The 19,156-nt window shown below is 67.8% G+C and carries 20 protein-coding genes and 1 tRNA gene; 8 read left to right on the top strand and 13 right to left on the bottom strand.

Translation table 11 applies throughout. The annotated features are described in order from the left end of the window. Positions 1-76: 76 nt before the first annotated feature. The gene (locus ACGVWT_RS13660; protein ID WP_315460611.1) at positions 77-1,252 is read right to left on the bottom strand and encodes a DUF2171 domain-containing protein; all 1,176 of its coding nucleotides are present in this window, start codon (positions 1,250-1,252) and stop codon (positions 77-79) included. Positions 1,253-1,510: 258 nt separating this feature from the next. Here ACGVWT_RS13660 and ACGVWT_RS13655 point away from each other — a divergent pair. The 3 genes from ACGVWT_RS13655 to ACGVWT_RS13645 all read left to right on the top strand — a co-directional run bounded on the left by ACGVWT_RS13655 (position 1,511) and on the right by ACGVWT_RS13645 (position 3,137). Further along, positions 1,511-1,586, top strand: a tRNA-Ala gene (locus ACGVWT_RS13655). Between the two features lie 67 nt (positions 1,587-1,653). Continuing rightward, positions 1,654-2,400 (top strand): NUDIX domain-containing protein, encoded by a 747-nt coding sequence (locus ACGVWT_RS13650; protein WP_315460612.1) that lies wholly within the window; start codon positions 1,654-1,656, stop codon positions 2,398-2,400. Continuing rightward, the gene (locus ACGVWT_RS13645; RefSeq protein ID WP_315460613.1) at positions 2,397-3,137 is read left to right on the top strand and encodes an extensin family protein; all 741 of its coding nucleotides are present in this window, start codon (positions 2,397-2,399) and stop codon (positions 3,135-3,137) included. The genes ACGVWT_RS13650 and ACGVWT_RS13645 overlap by 4 nt, the downstream gene beginning before the upstream one ends. 71 nt (positions 3,138-3,208) lie before the next feature. Here ACGVWT_RS13645 and ACGVWT_RS13640 read toward each other — a convergent pair whose 3' ends face one another. The 4 genes from ACGVWT_RS13640 to ACGVWT_RS13625 form a co-directional block, all read right to left on the bottom strand. After that, complete coding sequence (locus ACGVWT_RS13640) at positions 3,209-3,760, bottom strand: hypothetical protein (protein ID WP_017979977.1); 552 nt, start codon at positions 3,758-3,760, stop codon at positions 3,209-3,211. 403 nt (positions 3,761-4,163) lie between these two features. Continuing rightward, positions 4,164-4,451, bottom strand: a complete 288-nt coding sequence (locus ACGVWT_RS13635; protein WP_116460564.1) for a hypothetical protein — start codon at positions 4,449-4,451, stop codon at positions 4,164-4,166. A 67-nt stretch (positions 4,452-4,518) separates the two neighbouring features. Then, the gene (locus ACGVWT_RS13630) at positions 4,519-5,298 is read right to left on the bottom strand and encodes a transglutaminase family protein (RefSeq protein WP_315460614.1); all 780 of its coding nucleotides are present in this window, start codon (positions 5,296-5,298) and stop codon (positions 4,519-4,521) included. A gap of 77 nt (positions 5,299-5,375) precedes the next feature. Next, positions 5,376-6,128, bottom strand: coding sequence for a Bax inhibitor-1/YccA family protein (locus ACGVWT_RS13625; protein WP_116461368.1), 753 nt, complete (start codon positions 6,126-6,128; stop codon positions 5,376-5,378). Positions 6,129-6,262: 134 nt separating this feature from the next. Here ACGVWT_RS13625 and thpR point away from each other — a divergent pair, with 134 nt between their 5' ends. Beyond that, positions 6,263-6,847 (top strand): RNA 2',3'-cyclic phosphodiesterase, encoded by a 585-nt coding sequence (gene thpR, locus ACGVWT_RS13620; RefSeq protein ID WP_315460615.1) that lies wholly within the window; start codon positions 6,263-6,265, stop codon positions 6,845-6,847. A gap of 29 nt (positions 6,848-6,876) precedes the next feature. Further along, positions 6,877-7,410: a superoxide dismutase family protein gene (locus tag ACGVWT_RS13615; protein ID WP_043060171.1), complete on the top strand. Its 534-nt coding sequence runs from the start codon at positions 6,877-6,879 to the stop codon at positions 7,408-7,410. Between the two features lie 157 nt (positions 7,411-7,567). Here the strand turns inward: ACGVWT_RS13615 and ACGVWT_RS13610 are convergent, their stop codons facing one another. Both ACGVWT_RS13610 and ACGVWT_RS13605 read right to left on the bottom strand, forming a co-directional pair. Continuing rightward, a complete protein-coding gene (locus tag ACGVWT_RS13610; RefSeq protein ID WP_315460616.1) occupies positions 7,568-8,326 on the bottom strand; it encodes a hypothetical protein in 759 nt (252 codons plus the stop codon). Continuing rightward, the gene (locus ACGVWT_RS13605; protein WP_315460617.1) at positions 8,323-9,156 is read right to left on the bottom strand and encodes a hypothetical protein; all 834 of its coding nucleotides are present in this window, start codon (positions 9,154-9,156) and stop codon (positions 8,323-8,325) included. Before ACGVWT_RS13605 ends, ACGVWT_RS13610 begins: the two co-directional genes overlap by 4 nt. Positions 9,157-9,301: 145 nt before the next feature. Here ACGVWT_RS13605 and lipB point away from each other — a divergent pair, with 145 nt between their 5' ends. From lipB to ACGVWT_RS13590, 3 genes are all read left to right on the top strand, one after another. After that, positions 9,302-10,027, top strand: a complete 726-nt coding sequence (gene lipB / locus ACGVWT_RS13600) for a lipoyl(octanoyl) transferase LipB (RefSeq protein WP_243402824.1) — start codon at positions 9,302-9,304, stop codon at positions 10,025-10,027. 88 nt (positions 10,028-10,115) lie between these two features. Then, positions 10,116-10,382: a hypothetical protein gene (locus ACGVWT_RS13595; protein ID WP_017979986.1), complete on the top strand. Its 267-nt coding sequence runs from the start codon at positions 10,116-10,118 to the stop codon at positions 10,380-10,382. A 228-nt stretch (positions 10,383-10,610) separates the two neighbouring features. Further along, on the top strand, positions 10,611-11,339 hold the full coding sequence (locus ACGVWT_RS13590) for a hypothetical protein (RefSeq protein ID WP_243402823.1): 729 nt from the start codon (positions 10,611-10,613) through the stop codon (positions 11,337-11,339). A 236-nt stretch (positions 11,340-11,575) separates the two neighbouring features. Here the strand turns inward: ACGVWT_RS13590 and queE are convergent, their stop codons facing one another. The 6 genes from queE to ACGVWT_RS13560 form a co-directional block, all read right to left on the bottom strand. Beyond that, a complete protein-coding gene (gene queE / locus ACGVWT_RS13585; protein WP_315460618.1) occupies positions 11,576-12,208 on the bottom strand; it encodes a 7-carboxy-7-deazaguanine synthase in 633 nt (210 codons plus the stop codon). A 4-nt stretch (positions 12,209-12,212) separates the two neighbouring features. Next, on the bottom strand, positions 12,213-12,923 hold the full coding sequence (queC, locus tag ACGVWT_RS13580) for a 7-cyano-7-deazaguanine synthase QueC (RefSeq protein WP_244056584.1): 711 nt from the start codon (positions 12,921-12,923) through the stop codon (positions 12,213-12,215). A gap of 186 nt (positions 12,924-13,109) precedes the next feature. Beyond that, the gene (locus tag ACGVWT_RS13575; protein ID WP_315460619.1) at positions 13,110-14,021 is read right to left on the bottom strand and encodes an Hsp33 family molecular chaperone HslO; all 912 of its coding nucleotides are present in this window, start codon (positions 14,019-14,021) and stop codon (positions 13,110-13,112) included. 156 nt (positions 14,022-14,177) lie between these two features. Beyond that, positions 14,178-15,059, bottom strand: a complete 882-nt coding sequence (locus tag ACGVWT_RS13570; RefSeq protein ID WP_315460620.1) for a GNAT family N-acetyltransferase — start codon at positions 15,057-15,059, stop codon at positions 14,178-14,180. Beyond that, on the bottom strand, positions 15,056-16,006 hold the full coding sequence (locus ACGVWT_RS13565) for a polysaccharide deacetylase (RefSeq protein WP_315460621.1): 951 nt from the start codon (positions 16,004-16,006) through the stop codon (positions 15,056-15,058). Before ACGVWT_RS13565 ends, ACGVWT_RS13570 begins: the two co-directional genes overlap by 4 nt. A gap of 212 nt (positions 16,007-16,218) precedes the next feature. Then, positions 16,219-19,032 (bottom strand): DUF3857 domain-containing protein, encoded by a 2,814-nt coding sequence (locus ACGVWT_RS13560; RefSeq protein ID WP_315460622.1) that lies wholly within the window; start codon positions 19,030-19,032, stop codon positions 16,219-16,221. Positions 19,033-19,156 lie beyond the last annotated feature (124 nt).

The following is a 19,156-nucleotide window of genomic DNA, read 5'->3' as shown; positions in this document are numbered from 1 at the left end:
GCGCAACAAGTTGCAATATGCAACGCAAAAAGGCCCGGGATCGCTCCCGGGCCTTTTCCGTCGTTACCGCTCGGGATCAATAGGTGCCCGAGAAGCTCCGGTTGAGCGTCTTGCCATCGGCGTCGGCGGAACCGCTCGTTCCCGTCGTGCCGGTGGTCGTTGCGCTGGACGTCGCGGTGCCGGTCGTGCCAGCCGACTGGCCGCCATACTGATTGGTCGTGCGGTTCTGGTCGCGATCGTCACCGAACATCGCGCCGTTGCGCTCTTCGTCGCGCCACGCGGCCTTCGCCTCGCTGGCGGTCTTGCGCAGGGTCACCTTGCCATCGACCGACTCGAGCCAGCTCGACGGGATCGAATGGTGATGACCACCGGCCGCGGGATCGTTCTTGGTGAGGATGATGCGATCGCCGCGTACCTTGTCGACGGTGCCGACATGTTCGCCGTCGGAACCGACGACGTCCATATGCTCATCGACCTTGTTCAGTAGGTCGCGCTGGCCCTGACGGCCGGTGCGCCACGCGCTGAATTCATTGCTGAACTTGGTACGGTTTTCCTGGCGATATTCGTGATAGTCGCGGTCCAAGGCGTCGATCTGCCCACGGCGCCAGCTGTGGTAATCATCGTCCTGCGCGCCATAGGCGCGCTCGTCCATGCGCGAATCATATTCGCGGCGACGCTCTGCTTCCTCGTCACCGAACCACGAGCGGACCTCGTCCCCGGCGCGCGCGAAGAAGCCACGCTCTTCATAGTCATAGCCCTGCGGCTGACGGCCATAGCCCTGCTGCTGCGAGCGGCCATAGGCCTGCTGACCACGATCGCCGCGGTCGCCACGATAGTCGCGGCTATACCGGTCGCGATAATTGTCGTCGTCAGCATGCTTTGAAGAACCGAAGTCTTCGAAGCGGCGACCACCCGACCCGTAGCTGCCGTGATATTCGCTGGAATAACCGCGGTTCGCATCCGCGCCATAGCGGCTGCGTTCGCCATAGCGGTCGTTCTGCATGCCATAGCCGCCACCGCTGCGGCCGCTTTCGTAGCGCGACTGCTGATCGCGCTGGCCATAGCGCTGGTTACCATAGTCGCGGCCGCCATAGGGACGATCGTCGTTGGATTGGCGATCGCGGTTGCCCATCATACCCGCAGATTCGTAATCGCGTGCGCTCGAATAGGTGTAGTCGCGGCCTGAGCCATAGTCCCGGGTGTAATCGTCACCACCGGAAAAACTGGCGCCGGGATAGCGTTCGTAGCCCATGATCGTCTCCTTGAAAGCAAACATCCTGCGGGGTGGGCACGTCGTATCGCGTGCGCCTGCTCCGGACCTAACAAGCATCAAGAGAGGGCTTCGTTCCTGTCATTAAACCTGCGCAACGACTTTGCGTCGCGCGGGGCAAACGGACTGCCGCAGACCGGAACGACCGAATTTTTGTGGGGACACGTATCGCCGTTGTTGCATCGCCCGAACGGGGCGGCTAAGGGCAGCGCTCCCGGGCGCGACCCGGGCCCGGGGTGCGGGGCTGTAGCTCAGATGGGAGAGCGCTGCAATCGCACTGCAGAGGTCAGGGGTTCGATTCCCCTCAGCTCCACCACCACCCCGTTTCTCGCTTTCCCACGATCGCCGGCTCCCATCGCACGCATGACGCGTTAGGATGCGCGATGGCCGACACTCCCATTCCTGCCGCGACCCTGGTCCTGTTCCGCGAACGGGCGGAGGCGCCGCCCGAAGTACTGATGACCGAACGCGCGCGGGCGATGGCCTTTGCCGGCGGCGCGATGGTGTTTCCGGGCGGGCGGATCGACCCGGGCGACCATGCGCTTGCGACGCTGATCGGCGGGGGCGCGGATGCCGCGGCACGGATCGCCGCGATCCGCGAGACGATCGAGGAGGCGGGCGTCGCGGTGGGCGTCACGCCAGCGCCATCGGCCGAACGGCTCGCGGCGATGCGCGCGAGCCTCCACGCGGGCGAGGCGTTTGCGGACATATTGCATGCGGCGGGCCTGACGCTGAACCTCGAGGCGCTGGTGCCGTTCGCACGCTGGCTGCCCGACCATCCCGGCATCCGCATTTTCGACACGCTCTTCTTCCTCGCCCGCGCGCCGGACGATGCCGCGCCCACGGTGGACGCCATCGAAACGGTGCGACTGCTCTGGACGACCGCGGCGGACATGCTGGCGGCGGCGGACAGGGGCGATGCCGCGATCATCTTCCCGACGCGCCGCAACCTCGAACGTCTGGCACAGTTCGACAGCTTCGATGCCGCCGTGGCGGATGCCCGCGCATATCCGGTGCGAACGATCACGCCGCACATAGAGGTGCGCGACGGCGTGCCGCACCTCTGCCTGCCCGAGGATAGCGGCTATCCCGTCACCGCGGAGCCGATCGAGGCGGTGCAGCGCGGGTGAGCGCACAGCGTGCCCTCCGCCGCGCGATCGGCTGGATAGCCGCCCTTGCGGTGATCGGCACGGTGGCGCTGTTGCTATGGGGCATGGCGCGGGGCCGGCCGCAGGATCTGCCGTGGACGCCGCTCGACCTGGGTGCGCCGATCGGGATGTTCACAGGCGCGAAGCTGGCCGCGCTGGGGCGCGATTTCCCGCAGTGCCGGGCCAAGCTAGATGCGGCGGGCGTGCGCTACACCGCGCTACCGCCGCGGCGCGACGGCGCGCAATGCGGCTATGCCGATGGCGTGCGCTTTACCGCGGGTGGCGCGCGGCAGATCGGGTTTCGCCCGGCGAGCCTGGGTATCGCCTGCCCGGTCGCGGCGGCATTGTCGGTGTGGGAATGGCAGGTGGTGCAGCCCGCGGCGCAGCGGCATTTCGGCAGCCGGGTCGTCGGGATCGACCATTTCGGCAGCTATTCCTGCCGCCGCATCTATGGGCGCGATGCGGGCACGTGGAGCGAACATGCCACTGCCGATGCGGTCGATATCGCGGGCTTCCGGCTCGCCGACGGCCGGCGGATCACCGTCGTTGGCGATTGGACGGAATCGGGCGACAAGGCCGCCTTTCTGCGCGACGTACGCGACGGGGCGTGCAAACTGTTCGCGACGACGCTGTCGCCTGACTATAATGCGGCGCACCGCGACCATCTGCATCTCGACCAGGCAGATCGCGGCACGATGGGCTGGCGCGCCTGCCGCTGAGCGCTGTTAGGATTCATTGCATCGCGACGCCGTCACCCCCGCCTATGCCGGGATGACGGTTGTCGGCCCGCTCAGTGCGGCAGTGCCGCGGAGCCGTTGTCGACCTTTTCCACCCAATGCGGGAAGAAGGCCGGCTGCCGGTTCGACCAGCCCGATGCGGTCGCCGCCGCCTCGCTGATCGACTGGAGCAGCTTGCGCCGCAATTCGGGATGCAGGTGCGGCAGTGCCGCCGCCGCGCAAAAGGCGCTGGGCAGCCACGGCCGCGCTTCGGCGCCGATCAGCCGTTCGTAGAGGAAGCGGAACGCCGAGAAGCTGGTCAGCCGCCCCTGCCCCAGGTCGAATCCGGCCAGCGTCACCAGCGGCGCGAGGAACGGTTCGACGAGCGCAAGATCGGCATCGTCGGGCACCATCTGGCGCAGCGCCGGCAGGCCGCGGTACAGCCGCGCCTGCGCGCGGATGCTCGCCGCCTCCACCACGTCGCGCGACCAGCGTGCCATGGCATCGTCGCGATCCAGCCCGATATCGAGGCTGCGCCGGATGTAGCGCTGCGTCGCGGCTGGAAAGCTCGCGAACTCCTTCATTTCAGCCAGCGTCATCGCGCCTTCGGCTCTCTTGGCACCCATGATCCGTCTACCCCGCCCCATGCCTTACCAATCGCCCGACCTTGCCATAAGTTGGTTAACAACCCGATGAATGGCGAGGGTAGACGCGATCATAAAAGCATCATGAAACGCGCTGCATCGCAACATGCTTTGCGATGGGTGGAGTTCGGCTCGTCGCAAAAGCGGGTTTGTTTCGCGTGTGCGCAACGATCGTGCGCGACGTGGCCTTAACTCCAACCGTCACCCCGGACTTGTTCCGGGGTCCACCGGGCCGCACGGGGGCGGCAAGAGGCACCAGCCCCCCCTCGCCGCGGAGTGGACCCCGGAACGAGTCCGGGGTGACGGGGGGGGTGGGGCGAGCGTCACGCCAAACAAAAACGGCGGCCCCTTTCGGGACCGCCGCTTCTGGATCAAACCACCAGTGTCACTTCTGCCGCGCGCGCTCCGCGTCTTCGTCATAGCCTGACGAGGGCGCCGGGTCCTGGCTGTGGACCGGCTGCGTCGACGACAGCGGGTCGCTCGCATCCATCGACTGGTCCAGCCCGGCGTCGAGCCGTGCGTCCTTGTCTTCCGGATTCTCTTCCAGACGCGCGTTGATCGCCTCGTCCTGACCCGCGTCCTGCCGCGGATTGCGTTCCTGGTTGCTCGCCTGTTCGCCGTCTGGCGCCACCGACAGGCTGTCGAGCGCGCGCTCATCGATCCCGTTCGTCATCCCATCCTCCTGTGAGTACGGGGGAAGAACGATTGCCCGATCGTTTCCGTTCCTAGCCGGTGGGCGGTCAGGCCTGCGTCACGCGCACGGTCTGCGCGACGAATTGCGCGGTGCCGAACACGGTCATGAAGGCGATGTCGGTGGCGTCGCGCCCTGCGCACACGCGCGCGATCGTGTCCGCCGTCGCCATGCCGGTCGCATCGACCAGCCGCCACGCGCCGTCCAGCCACAGTTCCGCGACCGCATGGAAATCGGGCGGATCGACGCCTGGCGCATAGGCTGCGACGCAGCGCGCCGGAATCTCTCCCGCGCGCGCCAGCGCGACGAGCAGATGCGCATAATCGCGGCACACGCCCGACCGGCTGGCGAAGGTATCGAGCGCGGTCGTTTCGCCGCTGCTGGTGTTGCTGCGATATTCCAGCTCAGCCTGCACCCAAGCGGCGAGCGCGGCAGCGAGCGCGCCACCCTCCAGCCCGGCGAAGCGGCGGCGGACGAAGCCCTCCAGCCGGTCCGACTGGCAATAGCGACTGGGCAGCAGATAGGGGACGAGCGCGCCGGCAAGCGCGCGCACCGGTGTTGCGCGTAGCGGCGCGAGGTCGACAGGCGCCCGCTCTACGTCCACCGTTGCGCGATACTCCGCCTTCAGCCAGTGTTCGGCGCGGATCCAGCAGCGCTGTCCGACGCCATCCTCGCCCGCCACCGCGGCGATCGGATGGTCGCTCCAGATCGTCAGCCGTTCGTCGACGATGCGCTGGTCGGGCGTTGCCGCCGCCTCGATCTGCAACAGCACGTCGGTCGGCGGGCCGATGATCGCATAATCGAGATCGACGGCGATATTGAGCCGCATGGCTTGGCGTCCTTCACCCAAAAGAAAAGCCCGGCGGCAGCGCCACCGGGCTCGTATCCGTTACGCCGGACCGTAGATCAGTTGCGCTGCGAACCGAACAGGCGGAGGACGAAGAGGAACATGTTGATGAAGTCGAGGTACAGCGACAGCGCCGACATGATAACCGCCTTGCCGACCATGTCCGTACCCGCGACCTGGAAATACAGGCTCTTGGTACGCTGCGTGTCATAGGCGGTCAGGCCGGCGAAGATCAGCACGCCGACCGCGCTGATGACGAGGCTCATGATGCCCGACTGCAGGAACAGGTTGATCAGGCTGGCGACGATCAGGCCGACGAGGCCGACGATCAGGAACGTGCCGAACGCCGACAGGTCGCGCTTCGTGGTGTAGCCGTAGAGGCTGAGGCCCGCGAAGCCCGCCGCAGTCGCGAAGAACGCCCCTGCGATCGAGGTGCCGCTATAGACGAGGAAGATCGTCGAGAGCGACATGCCCATCAGCACCGCAAACGCCCAGAAGAGCAGCTGCAGCGTCTGCGTCTTCATACGGCCCTGGCCGAAGCTCATCGCGAACACGATGGCGAGCGGCGAGAAGGCGACGATGAAGCCCAGGCCGTTGGTACGGCCGGTCGGGCCGACCAGCGCGTTCACCGCGCCGCTGGTGGCGAACAGCAGGGCGACGATGCCGGTCAGCAGCACGCCCGATGCCATGTAATTGTACACCGACAGCATGTACGAGCGCAGACCCGCGTCATAGGCGCCGCTGCGCGCGGCATCGGCGCGTGAAGCCCCGAACGGCGCGGCGCTCTGCCGGGGGTCGGACCAGTTGGCCATGGTATCCAAAACTCCTTTGCCGGCGACACTGCCGGCTGTCCGAAATATCGGCCCCGACCCGTCCCATTTCAAGCGAAACCGGTTATGATCGCGCCGGATGGCAACAGAACATTACAAAGGGCTTTTCGTTCATCATGTTGCGTCTCTTCGTCGCGCTCCGCCCGCCCCGCGCCATCCGTGAGTCACTGATTGCTGCAATGGGCGGCCTGGCGCATGCGCGCTGGCAGGACGACGAACAGTTGCACTGCACGCTTCGCTTCCTCGGCGAGGTCGACCGACCGCAGGCGGAAGACGTCGCGGCGGCGCTCGGCAGCATCCACGCGCCCGCGCCCGTGGTGCGGATCGCCGGCGTCGGGCGGTTCGAGCACAAGGGTCGCACCGATACTCTATGGGCCGGCCTCGCCCCGCACGACGCGCTGCGCCACCTGGCGCGCAAGGTCGATCAGGCGTGCGTGCGCGCCGGGCTGGCGCCCGAACGCCGGGCCTATCTGCCGCATATCACGCTCGCCCGGCTGCCGCGCAGTGCCGGCATGTCGCCCGAGATCGAGGGCTGGCTGGCGGTGCATGCGGGCCTGACCAGCGCCGACTTCGTCTGCCCGCATATCATATTGTACCAGAGCCACCTGGGCCATGGCGGCGCGAGTTATGAACCCGTCGCGCGCTGGCCGCTGGTGACGGCGGCGGAACCGGCACTGTCGCTGCCGGGTTCGGCCGGGTAAGAACCGGACAACTTTCAGGGAGAATTCCGATGCGCGCGATGCTGATCCTCGGCCTGTCCACGGCGGCGCTGGCCGCCTGTGCCCCCAAGGACGAGGTGGCGGTGGGCAGCCCGGTGGCGGGCGGCGCGCGCGCCGTCGCGATGCTGAAGACCGCCACCGGCGCCGATGCCGGTCGCGCGACCGCGACCGAAGTGGCGGGCGGCATCCGCTATACGCTCGACGTGAAGGGCCTGCCCGCCGGCACGCATGGTGCGCATATCCACACGGTCGGCCGCTGCGACGCGCCTGACTTCACCACGGCGGGGGGCCATTGGAACCCCACCGCGATGAAGCACGGCAGCATGAACCCGCAGGGCCCGCACGAAGGCGACCTGCCCAATCTGATCGTCGACAGCGCCGGCCGCGGCACGATCGGCATGACGGTGCCGGGCGCGACGATGGCGCAGATGCTGGATGCCGACGGCGCCGCGATCGTCGTCCACGCCGGCCCGGACGATCTGATGACCGATCCGTCGGGCAACAGCGGCGGTCGCATCGCGTGCGGGGTGTTCACCGCGGCGTGATGGGCGAAGGGGGTGGCAGACGCCGCCCCCATCCGAAAAACGTCACCCGAGCGCAGGCCGGGGTCTTTCTCGACTCATGGCGCGCTCCCTAAGCAGCGGATCCCGGCCGCCGGGATGACGTTTGATTCAACGTGGATGGGGCAGCCCCCGGAAGCGGCTACTCCGCCACCGACACCCGCCGATACGCCGCCACCGCGATCAACACGCCGGCGATCTGCGCCAGCGTCGCCACGCCCGCCGCCAACGCATGGACGATCGCGACGGCCAACGGATTGGCCCCGCCGCCCTCCGCCGCCGTCCCGCCGAGCCAGCGTGCGACCAGCATGAACGGCTGGCCCGCCAGGATCGCGCCCAGATAGACGGTGACGATCGCGCCGAGCAGCGAGAATTGCGCCTTGCGCGTCAGCCGCCACGATCGGCCGACCGCCGCCATCGCCCCCACCGGCGCTTCGGCGAACAGGATCGGGCCGGCCAGCATGAACCGGCTCATCAGCCACAGGCCGGGTAGCAGCAGCAGATACATGCCCGCCCCCGACGGGATCGACACGACCACCATCGCCAGCAGGTAGCGTGGAAACATCACCGCGGTCCGCTTCAGCGCCTCGCCCACCGTCGGCCGGGCGCGATCGAGCAGCAGGCAATAGAGCAGCGCGGTACCGAAATAGGTGATCGCATAGGCGACGACCGATCCCAGCCCGTAATTGCCGACCCAGACGTCCAATTTGTCCATCCACGCCTGCGCGCGCGCCTGCGTGTCGGCGATATCCGGATCGGGGAACGGCAGCGGCCCGACCAGCAGCAACAGCGCATAGGTCGGCACGAACAGGAACAGGCCGGCGGCGCGCACCAGCACGTCGGCCTCACGCCGGAACAGCGCCCAGGCATCGCTCAGCAAGGCGGCAAGCGTGATCCTCACGCGGCGGCCCGCGCCCGCAGCATCGCGTCGCGCGCGACGAACGCAACATAGGCCTGGCCTGAAAAGACGATCGCCACCAGCGTCAGCGCAGTCGACGCCGCCTGTGCCGCCACCGTGCCGACGAACCGGACCGTCGCCGCGGCATCGCCGCCCAGCACCAGCGCGGTGACGAGCCCCGCGACCGCCTGTGCCGCCCAGCTCGCGATCATCACGACGACCATGAACAGCAGCACCGCGCCGACCAGCCGCCACGTATGCCGCCGCGTCAACCGCCACGCGCGGCCGATCGCGCCCAGGCCCAGCCGTTCGCGCAGCACCACCGCATAGAGCGGCAGCAACCGCGCGCCGACGAACAGCAGCGCGATAAAGGCGACGAGGATATACAGGCTGGCGGCCAGCAGCGGCCCCGGCGCCTTGGGGCTGGCGGGCGGCGTGCCGTTCGCCATCGCGGCGAAATCCAGTCCCGACATCGCCAGCAACACCCCGGCCGGCAGGAAGACGATCGTCAGGACGACACCGAGCACCAGCATCACGCCCAGTGCGGGCAGCAGCCGCTCGGTCGCCTGCCGCTGCGCCACGGGGCGCGTCGTCGCCGGATCGGTGGCGGCGGCGATGATCGCCAGCTGCCCCCAGATCGACGCGATCGTCACCGCGATCAGCAGCAACACGACGATCGCCGATCGCAGACCGCCGGCCGGCGCATAGGAGGTATAGGCTGCATTGATCACGCCTGGCACGAACAATGTCAGGATCGCGATGCCGGCCAGCATGCCGCCACGCCCGCCCAGCACCTCGCTGGTCCGGTCCCACACGTCACCCATCTTGACCATCGGCTCGCCCCCTTCGCGGTTCGCGCGACGGACTAGCCCAACGTCCGCGGCTTGGCCACTCGCAACCGGCCCACTCGCAACCGACCCACTCGCAACAAACCTTGCACGACTTGCCAGCGTGCCGTCGCTGCCACACATGGCAACGATGAGCGAGATCGACGTCGGCACGATGCATTCCAACGCCATAGACGGGGGCCGCATCGAATGGCGCGTGTCGCCCGGCCTCACCCCCTATGACGTGGCACTGGCCGAGATGGAGGCGCGCGCCGCCGCCGTCCTGGCGGGCGAGGCGCGAGAGCTGATCTGGCTGCTTGAACACCCGCCGGTCTACACCGCCGGCACCAGCGCCGCGCCCGGCGACCTGATCGATGCGCGCTTTCCCGTCGTCGCGACGGGCCGGGGCGGCAAATATACCTATCACGGGCCGGGGCAGCGCATCGTCTATATGGTGCTCGATCTCGGCCAGCGCGGAAAGGACGTGCGCTGCTTCGTCCATGGCGTCGAAGGCTGGGTGATCGCGGCGCTCGCAGAGCTCGGCGTATCGGCCTTTCGCGTCGAGGGGCGTGTCGGCATCTGGACTCGCGATGCGCCGAACGGGGACAAGGGGCCGGAAGCGAAGATCGGAGCGATCGGCGTGCGCGTGCGCCGCTGGATCACGCTTCATGGCCTCGCGGTAAATGTCGCGCCCGACCTGTCCCATTTTGGGGGGATCGTGCCGTGCGGCCTGCCGGAATTCCCCGTCACCAGCCTCAAGGCGCTGGAACGCAACGCCGATCTCGCAACCTTTGACGCCGCCCTCGCGTTGACCGCCCCGGCCTTCCTGTCCTCCCTCGCCTGCCCCGCATCCCCCCGGGGAGAAAACGAGGCTTGAGGGCGGGCCGTTATGCGATTAATGTCTACCGTGATTTGGGAATTAAAGGGCCAGCAAGCCGTCCAAATCCTATTCTAGGGAGCTTCCAATGCGTGCAACCATCTCCAAGATCCTGACCGGCTCGCTGATCGCCGGCGCCGCTCTCGCCGTGTCGGCCTGCGGCCCGAAGACCGAGACGACCACCGAGAACACCATGGTCACCGACATGAACTCGACCGACGACATGGGCACCATGAGCGACAACATGACCGCCGTCGACGGCGCGTCGAACGGTGGCATGATGGCCAACGACACCATGATGGCGAACGACACCATGATGACGTCGAACACCACCACGACCACGAACGCGATGTAATTTCCCGCTTCGGGTTATTTCATTTGCGAAACGGCCGTCCGGGCAACCGGGCGGCCGTTTTCGTATCGGCGCGCCCGGCAACAGCTTTGGCACAGACCCATGGCGGAACGGGGCAACGCTTTGGCGTATTCGCGACGAAATTTGGCGGAACATGCTTAATCAGGGATTGGGTCGCCCGCCAAAACCATCTAGAATTGCCCGATATTGCTTCGGCGAGGATGGGTTCAGATGAGTAAGTTGCGGATGGTGCTCGCGCTGGGATGCGCGGCGACCAGCCTAGTGGCGGCGGCGCCCGCGTCGGCGCAGTTCTTCCTGCGATCGCACGATTATCACGGCGAGGAAGTGACGGGAACGGAGGCCAATCTGGGCCAGGTTCTGCCCGGCGCCACCCCGGTGGAGCTGCGGGCGGCGATGGCGTGGAACCTGCGCGCGGCGCTCAACGTCGCGGCGCTGCAATGCCAGTTCGAACCGACGCTGCTGACGCGCGAAAACTACAATGCGGTGCTGCTCGACCATAAGGACGAGCTCGCCGGCGTCTGGCAGACGCTGACGAAATATTTCACCCGCACGTCGAAGACCCCGCGCGACGGACAGAACGCGCTCGACCAGTTCGGCACGCGCACCTATTCGAATTTCGCCACCGTCTCCGCACAGCTCAACTTCTGCCAGACCGCCAGCGAGATCGGCCGCGACGCCGTCTTCGCGCCGCGCGGTGGCTTCGGCCCGCTGGCGCTGTCGCGTATCCGCGAATTGCGCAACAGCCTGACCCCCTATGGCGAACAGCATTTCCAGCGCTACCTGGGCCGCGATTACGCCTCCAAGCCGCGGTTCGACCCGATCTGCTGGAACAAGAAGGGCGAATGGGTGACCAAGAAGTGCGGCGCCTTCGCCTGGCCGCCCGCCGCCCCGACCACGGTCGCAGCCACCGCAAAGGGCACCGAGACGGCGCAGCGTTAAGGGAATCGGGCGCGGTCCGCCCCGCCCGTTCCGTCACCCGGGCGCAGTCCCGGGTCGAATTGCCGGTATGGCAGGACGTCAGTGTTCTTCGCCGCCGCCCCATCCGTCCGACCGTCATCCCCGCGCAGGCGGGGATCCAGACACGCTAGCCCTGCGGTTTTTTCGAAAACCTGCGCGTCTGGATTCCCGCCTTTGCGGGAATGACGGTTATGGACCAGCGAGGGCGCGCCCCGCCCCTATCGCAACCCCAGCAGCTTGTGCGTCTGGAGCGACAATCGCCAGTGCGGGCGTTCCATGACCAGCGCGATCGCGGCGTCGACATTCGCCTGACCGGCGGCGTCGTCCATCGGCTGGAGCAATCGATGCGCAAAGTCCCAGCTTTCGATTGCGTCGATGTCCGTGCCCGCCTGCGGCCAGACGAGCTTCAGTTCGTCGCCCGATCGTTGCACCACCACGCTCCCCGCCTTGGGGCTGATGCACACCCAGTCGATATCGGGGTGAACGGGCAGCGTGCCGTTGCTCTCGATCGCGATGCGGAAGCCCGCATCATGCAGCGCATCGACCAACGCATCGTCGACCTGCAACATCGGCTCGCCCCCGGTCAGCACGACGAAGCGATCCGTCTGCCCCGCGCCCCAGAAGCCCGCGACCGCCGCGGCCAGCGCGCGTGCGTCCGCGAACTTGCCGCCGCCAAGGCCATCGGTGCCGACGAAATCGGTGTCGCAAAAGCGGCACACCGCCGTGGCGCGGTCCTGTTCGCGGCCGCTCCACAGATTGCAGCCGGCGAAGCGGACGAACACCGCGCGTCGCCCCGCATTGACGCCCTCGCCCTGCAGGGTGAGGAACATCTCCTTGACCGCATAGCTCATCGCATCACACCCGGACGGCGTAAACCGTGGGATCGGGAATCCCGGCGTCCTCGAACCCCTTGGAGCGCAGGCGGCAGCTGTCGCAGGTGCCGCAATGCACGCCGCCGGGGGCAGGATCGTAGCACGACCAGCTCAGCCCCATGTCGACGCCCAGCCGCTGGCCTTCGCGGACGATATCGGCCTTGGTCATATGCTGGAGCGGCGCGTGGATCTTGAAGCGCTGGCCCTCGACGCCGGCCTTGGTGGCGATCTCCGCCAAGCCTTCGAACGCCGCGATGAACTCCGGCCGGCAATCGGGATAGCCCGAATAGTCGAGTGCGTTGACGCCGATGAACAGGTCGCGCGCGCCCGCCGCCTCGGCCCAGCCGAGCGCGAGGCTGAGGAAGATCGTATTGCGCGCAGGTACATAGGTGACGGGGATGCCGCCCCCCTCCTCGGTGCCGACGCCGTCCTTGGGTACGGCGATATCGTCGGTCAGCGCCGATCCGCCGAAGGCGGACAGGTCGAGCGGCAGGATGATATGGCGTTCGGCGCCGAGCACATTGGCGACGCGGCGCGCGGCCGCCAATTCGACGCGGTGGCGCTGGTTATAGTCGACCGACAGCGCGAGCACGCGATACCCCTGCTCGCGTGCGCTGGCGGCGGAGATCATCGAGTCGAGCCCGCCGGAGACGAGCACGACGGCCAGCGGTGCGGCCTGGTTCTGGTTCATCATGATCTGCCGCCCGCTAGGCGAATCGCAGCCAAAAGAAAAGGCCCGCACGGGGGGCGCGGGCCTTAAAGGAGAGGGCGCATGCGCCCTTTAGGGAGAAAAGCGTGCGACGCCGAAGCATCCACGTGCCTGTATTAGCGAGAAATCCTTACCATCCGGTGCAGATTGGCCCACCGGCCGGCCCGCGGGTCACGCCGCCGCGGCCGTTTCCGCCGAAATGGGGAATTTGGTCGCGCAGAACGCGCAGTCGACCTGGATCAGCCCGTTTTCGTCCGCCATCTCGCGCCGTTCCTCGGGCGTAAATTTGGCCAGTACGCTCGCGATATACTCGCCGGTACAACGGCAGCCGCGCGACAGCGGCGTCGAGGCGAGCGCGCGCACCTCCTCTTCCTCATTGAACAGGCGCCAGATCAGCGTTTCCAGCGGCAGTGCCGGGTCGGCGAGTTCGTCGACGCCCATCGTGCGGCCCAACGCCTCGACATGCTCCCATTCGGGATGGTCGAGCCGCGTGTGCAGCCGCTCACGCCCCACCTCGCCCTCGGGCAGATGCTGGAGGAACAGGCCGCCGGCGATCGTATGGCCGTCGCCGTCGCGCGCGATGCCGACGCTGACCAGGCTCGGGATCTGCTCGGACTGGACGAAATAGCTTTCCGCGGCCTGCGCCAGCGTGTCGCCGTCCAGCGGCACGATGCCCTGATAGCGTTCGCCGGTGGTGGCGAGGTCGAAGGTGATGGCGAGATAGCCCTGGCCGAACAGCGCGAACAGCGTCGGCTTTTCCGGCATTTCGGCGAACTTGTCCGCGTCGTAATCGATGTAGCCGCGCACCTCGCCGCCGCGATAGTCGCACACCAGCAGGCGGACGACGCCGTTTTCGGTGCGCGTCTGCATGGTCAGCTGGCCGCTCGGGTCCTTCAGCGTCGAGCCGATCAGTGCGGCAAGCGTCAGCGCCTCGGCCAGCAGCGCCTCGATCGCGGGAGGATAGGCGTGGGCGGCGAGCACGCTGTCGAGCGCCGGCCCGAGCCGCACGACACGGCCGCGCGCCGAGCGGCTGGGGATCGCGAAGCCGAGCGCGCGATCGAGATCGATAGTGGATTGTTGCATGCCCGCGAGATGGGGCGTGGCGCGGCGAGGGTCAACCGGTGGGCGTTGCGTGCCCGCCCTCACCTCACCCCTCCGCTCCCTCCCTCTCCCACCGGGGAACGGAAGAGACGTGCAGCGCCGAAGGGTGGGGGTGAATGCAAAGCGGCTGCTACAGCCCTACCGCCGCACGCCCTTCGCCAAAGCCCGCAACCGCGGATGCCCCATCGCGCGCTTCGCCACCGCCACCGCGCCATCGAACCCCGCCAGCGCCGCCAGCGTCGCGCGATTGGCCAGCGTCGGCGTCAGCACCAGCAGGTCGACACACTCCACCCCGCCGGTCGCGAACAGCCGCTTGTGCTGCCCCTCCCCTTCGGTGAAGTCGAAGCGTGCGAAGCGATCGTTGAACAAATCCTCGAACGCCGCTGCCTGTAGCACCGTGCCCGGCGACAGATCGCCGAACGCCGGATCGTGGCCGACATAATCGTAGCGCAGCGCGTGCCCCTCGACCGTGCAGCACAGATAGGCCGCCGGCGCTCCGCCGATCAGCAGCAGCCAGGCGCGCAGGCCATCCGCCGCCGCCAGCGCGCGCAGCCGTGCGACCGCCTCGGGCGCAGCGGGCAGGCCCGAATCGAGCAGCCGCTCCTGATAGGTGCGCGCTGAAATGCCGCGCGCGATCGGGTGGAAGGCATCGAAGTCCGCCGCGTCGCGATAGGCGCGCACTGCCATTCCCGCCGCCGCCACCTTCTTTGTCTTGCGCCGCAGCGTCGCCCGCGCTGATCCCGACAGGCTCGCCAGCCACGCCTCATGCCCGATCGACAGATCGGTGTAATACCGCGTGTAGCGCTGCCGCTCCCGCACGATCCGGCCTGTTGCGGGAAGCGCATCGGCCAGTGCTGCGGGGAGCGAGGTCACCAGATAGCCGTCGCCCTGCGTCGGCGGCAACGCCGGCAGCGTCCCGGCAAGCACGTCATCCAGCGCCAGCGGCACGCGCACCAGATCGCGCCGCACCGTGGCGAGCGTCCGCGCACCCACCTGAAAGCGTAACGGGATCGCGCTCACCGGCGCCGTTCCGACACCCAGTTCGACCAGGCCTGCTCCGCCTGCCGCGCCCGGCGCCGCCACAAAGCGGGGCCCAGCGGCCGGTCGTCCGCATCCAGCGCCAATACGGGCCGGTCGGCGAAATGCCGCGTCGGCAACTCCGCCGCGCGCTCGGCCAGCCGCCGGCACAGCGCATCGAAGCGCCGGACGTGCACGGCATTGGCATGCGTGCCCGCCCGATTGGCGAGTTCGAAGCCATGGCTGACGATCGTCACCGCCTGATGCGCCCGGGCCACCGCATGATCCAGCGCCGCCGCCGCCTCATGCCGCGACAGCGCGCACAGCTGGAACGTGCGCAGCCGCCCCGGCAGTTCCTCGATCACCGTCACCGGCACCTCGATCAGCTGGCGCATCACCGGCGCGATCTGCGTCGGCGCCAGCCGGATGCGGCTGACCTGCGCCTCGCCGCCATTGTGGCTGCTATCATAGACGAAGCCCAGATCGGCGAGCGCCCGCAGCGTCTCGTCGTTCGCGGAATAGCTGCCCGCGCGAAACGCGATCGGCGGCGGCGCGCCGGCCGCGACCAGTAGCTCGGTCGCGGTGACGAGCAAGGCGCGCTGTTCGTCGGCGCCATATTCGTGCAGCTGGAACCGGCCGTAACGGGTCTTGCGATCGCTGTCTTCGGCCCCGCGCCAATTGGGGTGGATGTGCAGCTGCACCTCCTGCCCCGCCGCCAGGATCGTCTCCACCATCCGCCGCACGGGATCGATGCCGAAGACCAGCGCCGGCATCGGATCGACGAAGAAGCACGCCTTCAGCCCATGGCGGGCCAATTGTGCCAGTTGAAAGGACAGCCCCACTCCTGCCGGCTCGATCGAACGGGCGTAGATCGTATCGACGTCATATCCCGCGGCGTAATGGCGCCACGCAAATTCGACATCGACGGTCAGGAAGACGGAGGTCGTCATCCCCTTCGCCCTACCCGCCGCCAGTGAACAAATAGCTAGGCTGCATCATATATCAGGCCATAATGGCCGTAACAAATTGTGTCTCGGTCGATTTCAGCCTGCTGTACAATCTGCCAGTGGCGCACTGGATCACACCAAACCGCCATCGTCGACCCGGTTGATCGCATGGTGCGACTCAGCCGGTCCGCTCTTTCGCGCGACGGCAAGGGCCATCACGGCTGGATACCATAGCGCTTGTAATCCTCGTCGATCCGTGGGTTGATCAGGCGCGCGGCGGCGAGATCCGCCTTGCCTTCGGCCTTGCCCTGCCGCCCCAGGATCAGCCCGCGCATGTACAGGCTGGCCGCCAGCCCCGGCGCATTGTCGAGCGCCGCGTTAAGGTCGGCGAGCGCATCGTCGAAGCGGTTCATGCGAAAGAACACCATCGCCCGGCTGTCCAGCGCCGCGGTGGTCGAATCGCTCAGCTCAATCGAGCGCGTGCAGTCCTTCAGCGCGGTATCGAGCGCGACGTTCAGCGTGCCCTTGATCCAGCATCGACTGTTGAGCAGCCGCGGATTGCCCGGCCCTGCCGCCACCGCCTGGTCGATCGCCGCGATCGCCCCATCTTTATCACCGGTGCGCGCGAGGACGTCGGCCTTCAGCGCGATCATACCCGGCTTGCTCTTGCCGCCCGCGTCGATCCGTTCCTGCACCAGCTCGATCGCCGCGTCCTTCTCGCCGCGATCGGCGCGCAGCGTCGCCAGCGCCTCGACGGTATCGTCGTCGGACGGGTCGATGCCGCGCGCGGCGGTCAGATCGGCGAACGCCTTGGCCAGGTCGCCGGTCTGCCGATACAGTGCGGCGCGCCGGGTATAGGTACTGGCATCGGGCGTGATCGCGATCGCACGCGTCAAATCGGCGATCGCCTTTGGCCGGTCGTACGTCTGCTCGTAGAACCAGGCGCGATTGGTATAGACCTCCGCCTCGTCGGGCTGGTCGGCGACGCCGCGATCGTACAGCGCGGCGAGCTTGGCGAACCCGCCGGCGCGCTTCGTCGCCTCCACCCGGGCGGGCAGGTTGGGCAGATCGGCGGGCGCGACGACGCTCAGCAAGCGATTCTTGGCGGCGCTGATCGCGGCCCGGTTGGCGGCGATCTCGTTCGCGGGCACTTCGGCGCCCGACAGGACCGAGCGGTCGTCGATCGTCACCACGCCATTCGCCTCCGCGACGGTCCGCGTCACCGTCACCCCCGCCATCGGCTTGGCGAAGCTGCGATCGCCTTCCAGCGTATAGCCCTTGCCGCCATCGGGCAGGCGGATGCGGGTCAGGCTGCGGTAATAGGCCGCGTCGCCCGTCGCGACCGGCATCGTCGCCCAGGCGGCGCGCGCACGATCGGGTTCGAACGTCATCCCCGCCACCGTCCGGTCGATCACGCTGCGATAGCGTTGATCGACGCGATTCCAGTCGGGATAGGCGATGCCGGTGACGGTCACCGTGGCCAGGCCCGTCGCAGGGTCGTATTTCAGCGTCCGGTCGACCACGGTGGCGGAGCCGACGATCCCCTGCGTCATCTTGTCCGCCATCTTGCGGATATCCTCGCGGCTCGCCTGCGCCTGCGCCGCCTGCAGCATCTGGCCGATGCGACCGCGCAGGTTGACCGTCGCGGTCAATACCGCCGGCAGGCCCACGCCGGCGCTTTGATCCAGATCGATCGTCGCCTCGATATGCGGCCGCGCCGGGGCCCGCATCGGCAGCGCGAGCAGCGGCGCCCCCGCCGCACGCACCGGCAGCGTCCAGCGGAACGGCGGCGTATCGCGCAGATCGGCCAGCCGAGCGCCGGCATCGGTGCCGTCCAGCCACAAGGTCTCGCCGTTCACGCTCGCGCGCACCAGGATATGATCGAACGCGCCCGGCGTCGGCAGGCGATCGGGCAGCAGATCGCCCAACTTGCTGCTCGCCAGCACCGGCTCGGCCTCGATATCCAGCGCGCGCAGAATCGACAGCAGCAGCAAGGTCTTCGCCTTGCAGTCGCCATAGCGCAGCTGCCACGTCTGTGCCGGGCTCTGCGGCTTGTAATTGCCCTGATCCATGCCGTTGAACAGATAGCGGACCTGTTCCTGCACCAATTGCAGCGCCGCCGCGGTGCGCTGCATCGGGTCGCTGCTCGCCGCCTTGATCTTCGCGACCTCGGCAGACAGCGCAGGATCGGCAGCGATCAGCCCGTCGGTGGCGTAGAGCGGCGCCATTACCTTCGACACCGCTGCCCAGTCGGCAAAGCTCGTTGCCTCCAGCAGCCCCAGCCGCTGGAAGCGCACCGGCGCGTCATTGGGCAGGTCGGGCTGCTTGGCGAGCGGCAGCGGCACGCTGATCTCGCGATAGCCGCCCACGACGCTCTCCACCGGCTTGGGCGCCTCGGCATAGAGTTTCCAGCGCACCTGATCCGCCGCGGGCCACAGTACGCGGGCCCGCGCATAGCCGATCTTCAGCGGCGCCGACGGCAGTGGCTGGAAGCCCTGCATCGCGCCCTGCAGGACCGCGTCCTTGCGCGTGATCGAGACGACGACGTGCAGGATATCGCCGACGCGCAGGCCCTCGACCGCCATCGTCGCGGTCAGCATGCCGTCCAGCTGGCGCTGTTCCAGCTTCTGTTCACGACGCAGCACGTCGAAACCCGCCTTGGCGCCATCCGCGCCGGGCTTCAGCAGATCGATACGCTCAGGCCCACGGATGATCTCGGCGCGGTGGACGATCAGGTCGCCCGCCGCCGGCTGCCATTGCAGGCTGACCGTCCCCGCCTGCCCCAGCATCTCGGCCGTCGCGATCCGCGTCGCGGTGTCGGTGTACTGCCACACCGTGCCACCCTCCAGCCGCTGCTGGTTGTCGAGCACCATCAGCACCGGCGAATCGGGCGTTACGCTGGCGGGATCGATCGCGGGCGCCGGCTTCACCCAGGTCGGCACCGGCTGGTACAGCACCTTGTCGGCCGCCTGCGCCGCCCAACTGGTCGACCCGAACAGCGCCACCAGCGCCAGTCGCCGCACTTTCATTGCAATCCCCCCAAATACAGGGGCTATCCTAACGAGCGACTGTGCAGCGGCAACGTAGAAAAGACGAAGAAGAGGTGTGCAGGGTGTGCGGTATCTCCCCCACCACGTGCCCCGTCACCCCGGA

The sequence above is a fragment of the Sphingomonas sp. S6 genome (assembly GCF_043498045.1).
GTDB lineage: Bacteria > Pseudomonadota > Alphaproteobacteria > Sphingomonadales > Sphingomonadaceae > Sphingomonas.
This window is presented reverse-complemented; position numbering and strand designations above follow the sequence as displayed.

What these genes read in the sequence shown, in the direction of transcription:
- ACGVWT_RS13605 (WP_315460617.1), bottom strand. Translation starts at nt 9,156, where the DNA reads ATGGTCAAGATGGGTGACGTGTGGGACCGGACCAGCGAGGTGCTGGGC.
- ACGVWT_RS13575 (WP_315460619.1), bottom strand. Translation starts at nt 14,021, where the DNA reads ATGCAACAATCCACTATCGATCTCGATCGCGCGCTCGGCTTCGCGATC.
- queE (WP_315460618.1), bottom strand. Translation starts at nt 12,208, where the DNA reads ATGAGCTATGCGGTCAAGGAGATGTTCCTCACCCTGCAGGGCGAGGGC.
- ACGVWT_RS13615 (WP_043060171.1), top strand. Translation starts at nt 6,877, where the DNA reads ATGCGCGCGATGCTGATCCTCGGCCTGTCCACGGCGGCGCTGGCCGCC.
- ACGVWT_RS13640 (WP_017979977.1), bottom strand. Translation starts at nt 3,760, where the DNA reads ATGGGTGCCAAGAGAGCCGAAGGCGCGATGACGCTGGCTGAAATGAAG.
- ACGVWT_RS13565 (WP_315460621.1), bottom strand. Translation starts at nt 16,006, where the DNA reads ATGACGACCTCCGTCTTCCTGACCGTCGATGTCGAATTTGCGTGGCGC.
- ACGVWT_RS13630 (WP_315460614.1), bottom strand. Translation starts at nt 5,298, where the DNA reads ATGCGGCTCAATATCGCCGTCGATCTCGATTATGCGATCATCGGCCCG.
- ACGVWT_RS13560 (WP_315460622.1), bottom strand. Translation starts at nt 19,032, where the DNA reads ATGAAAGTGCGGCGACTGGCGCTGGTGGCGCTGTTCGGGTCGACCAGT.
- ACGVWT_RS13635 (WP_116460564.1), bottom strand. Translation starts at nt 4,451, where the DNA reads ATGACGAACGGGATCGATGAGCGCGCGCTCGACAGCCTGTCGGTGGCG.
- queC (WP_244056584.1), bottom strand. Translation starts at nt 12,923, where the DNA reads ATGATGAACCAGAACCAGGCCGCACCGCTGGCCGTCGTGCTCGTCTCC.
- ACGVWT_RS13590 (WP_243402823.1), top strand. Translation starts at nt 10,611, where the DNA reads ATGAGTAAGTTGCGGATGGTGCTCGCGCTGGGATGCGCGGCGACCAGC.
- lipB (WP_243402824.1), top strand. Translation starts at nt 9,302, where the DNA reads ATGAGCGAGATCGACGTCGGCACGATGCATTCCAACGCCATAGACGGG.
- thpR (WP_315460615.1), top strand. Translation starts at nt 6,263, where the DNA reads ATGTTGCGTCTCTTCGTCGCGCTCCGCCCGCCCCGCGCCATCCGTGAG.
- ACGVWT_RS13660 (WP_315460611.1), bottom strand. Translation starts at nt 1,252, where the DNA reads ATGGGCTACGAACGCTATCCCGGCGCCAGTTTTTCCGGTGGTGACGAT.
- ACGVWT_RS13625 (WP_116461368.1), bottom strand. Translation starts at nt 6,128, where the DNA reads ATGGCCAACTGGTCCGACCCCCGGCAGAGCGCCGCGCCGTTCGGGGCT.
- ACGVWT_RS13595 (WP_017979986.1), top strand. Translation starts at nt 10,116, where the DNA reads ATGCGTGCAACCATCTCCAAGATCCTGACCGGCTCGCTGATCGCCGGC.
- ACGVWT_RS13650 (WP_315460612.1), top strand. Translation starts at nt 1,654, where the DNA reads ATGGCCGACACTCCCATTCCTGCCGCGACCCTGGTCCTGTTCCGCGAA.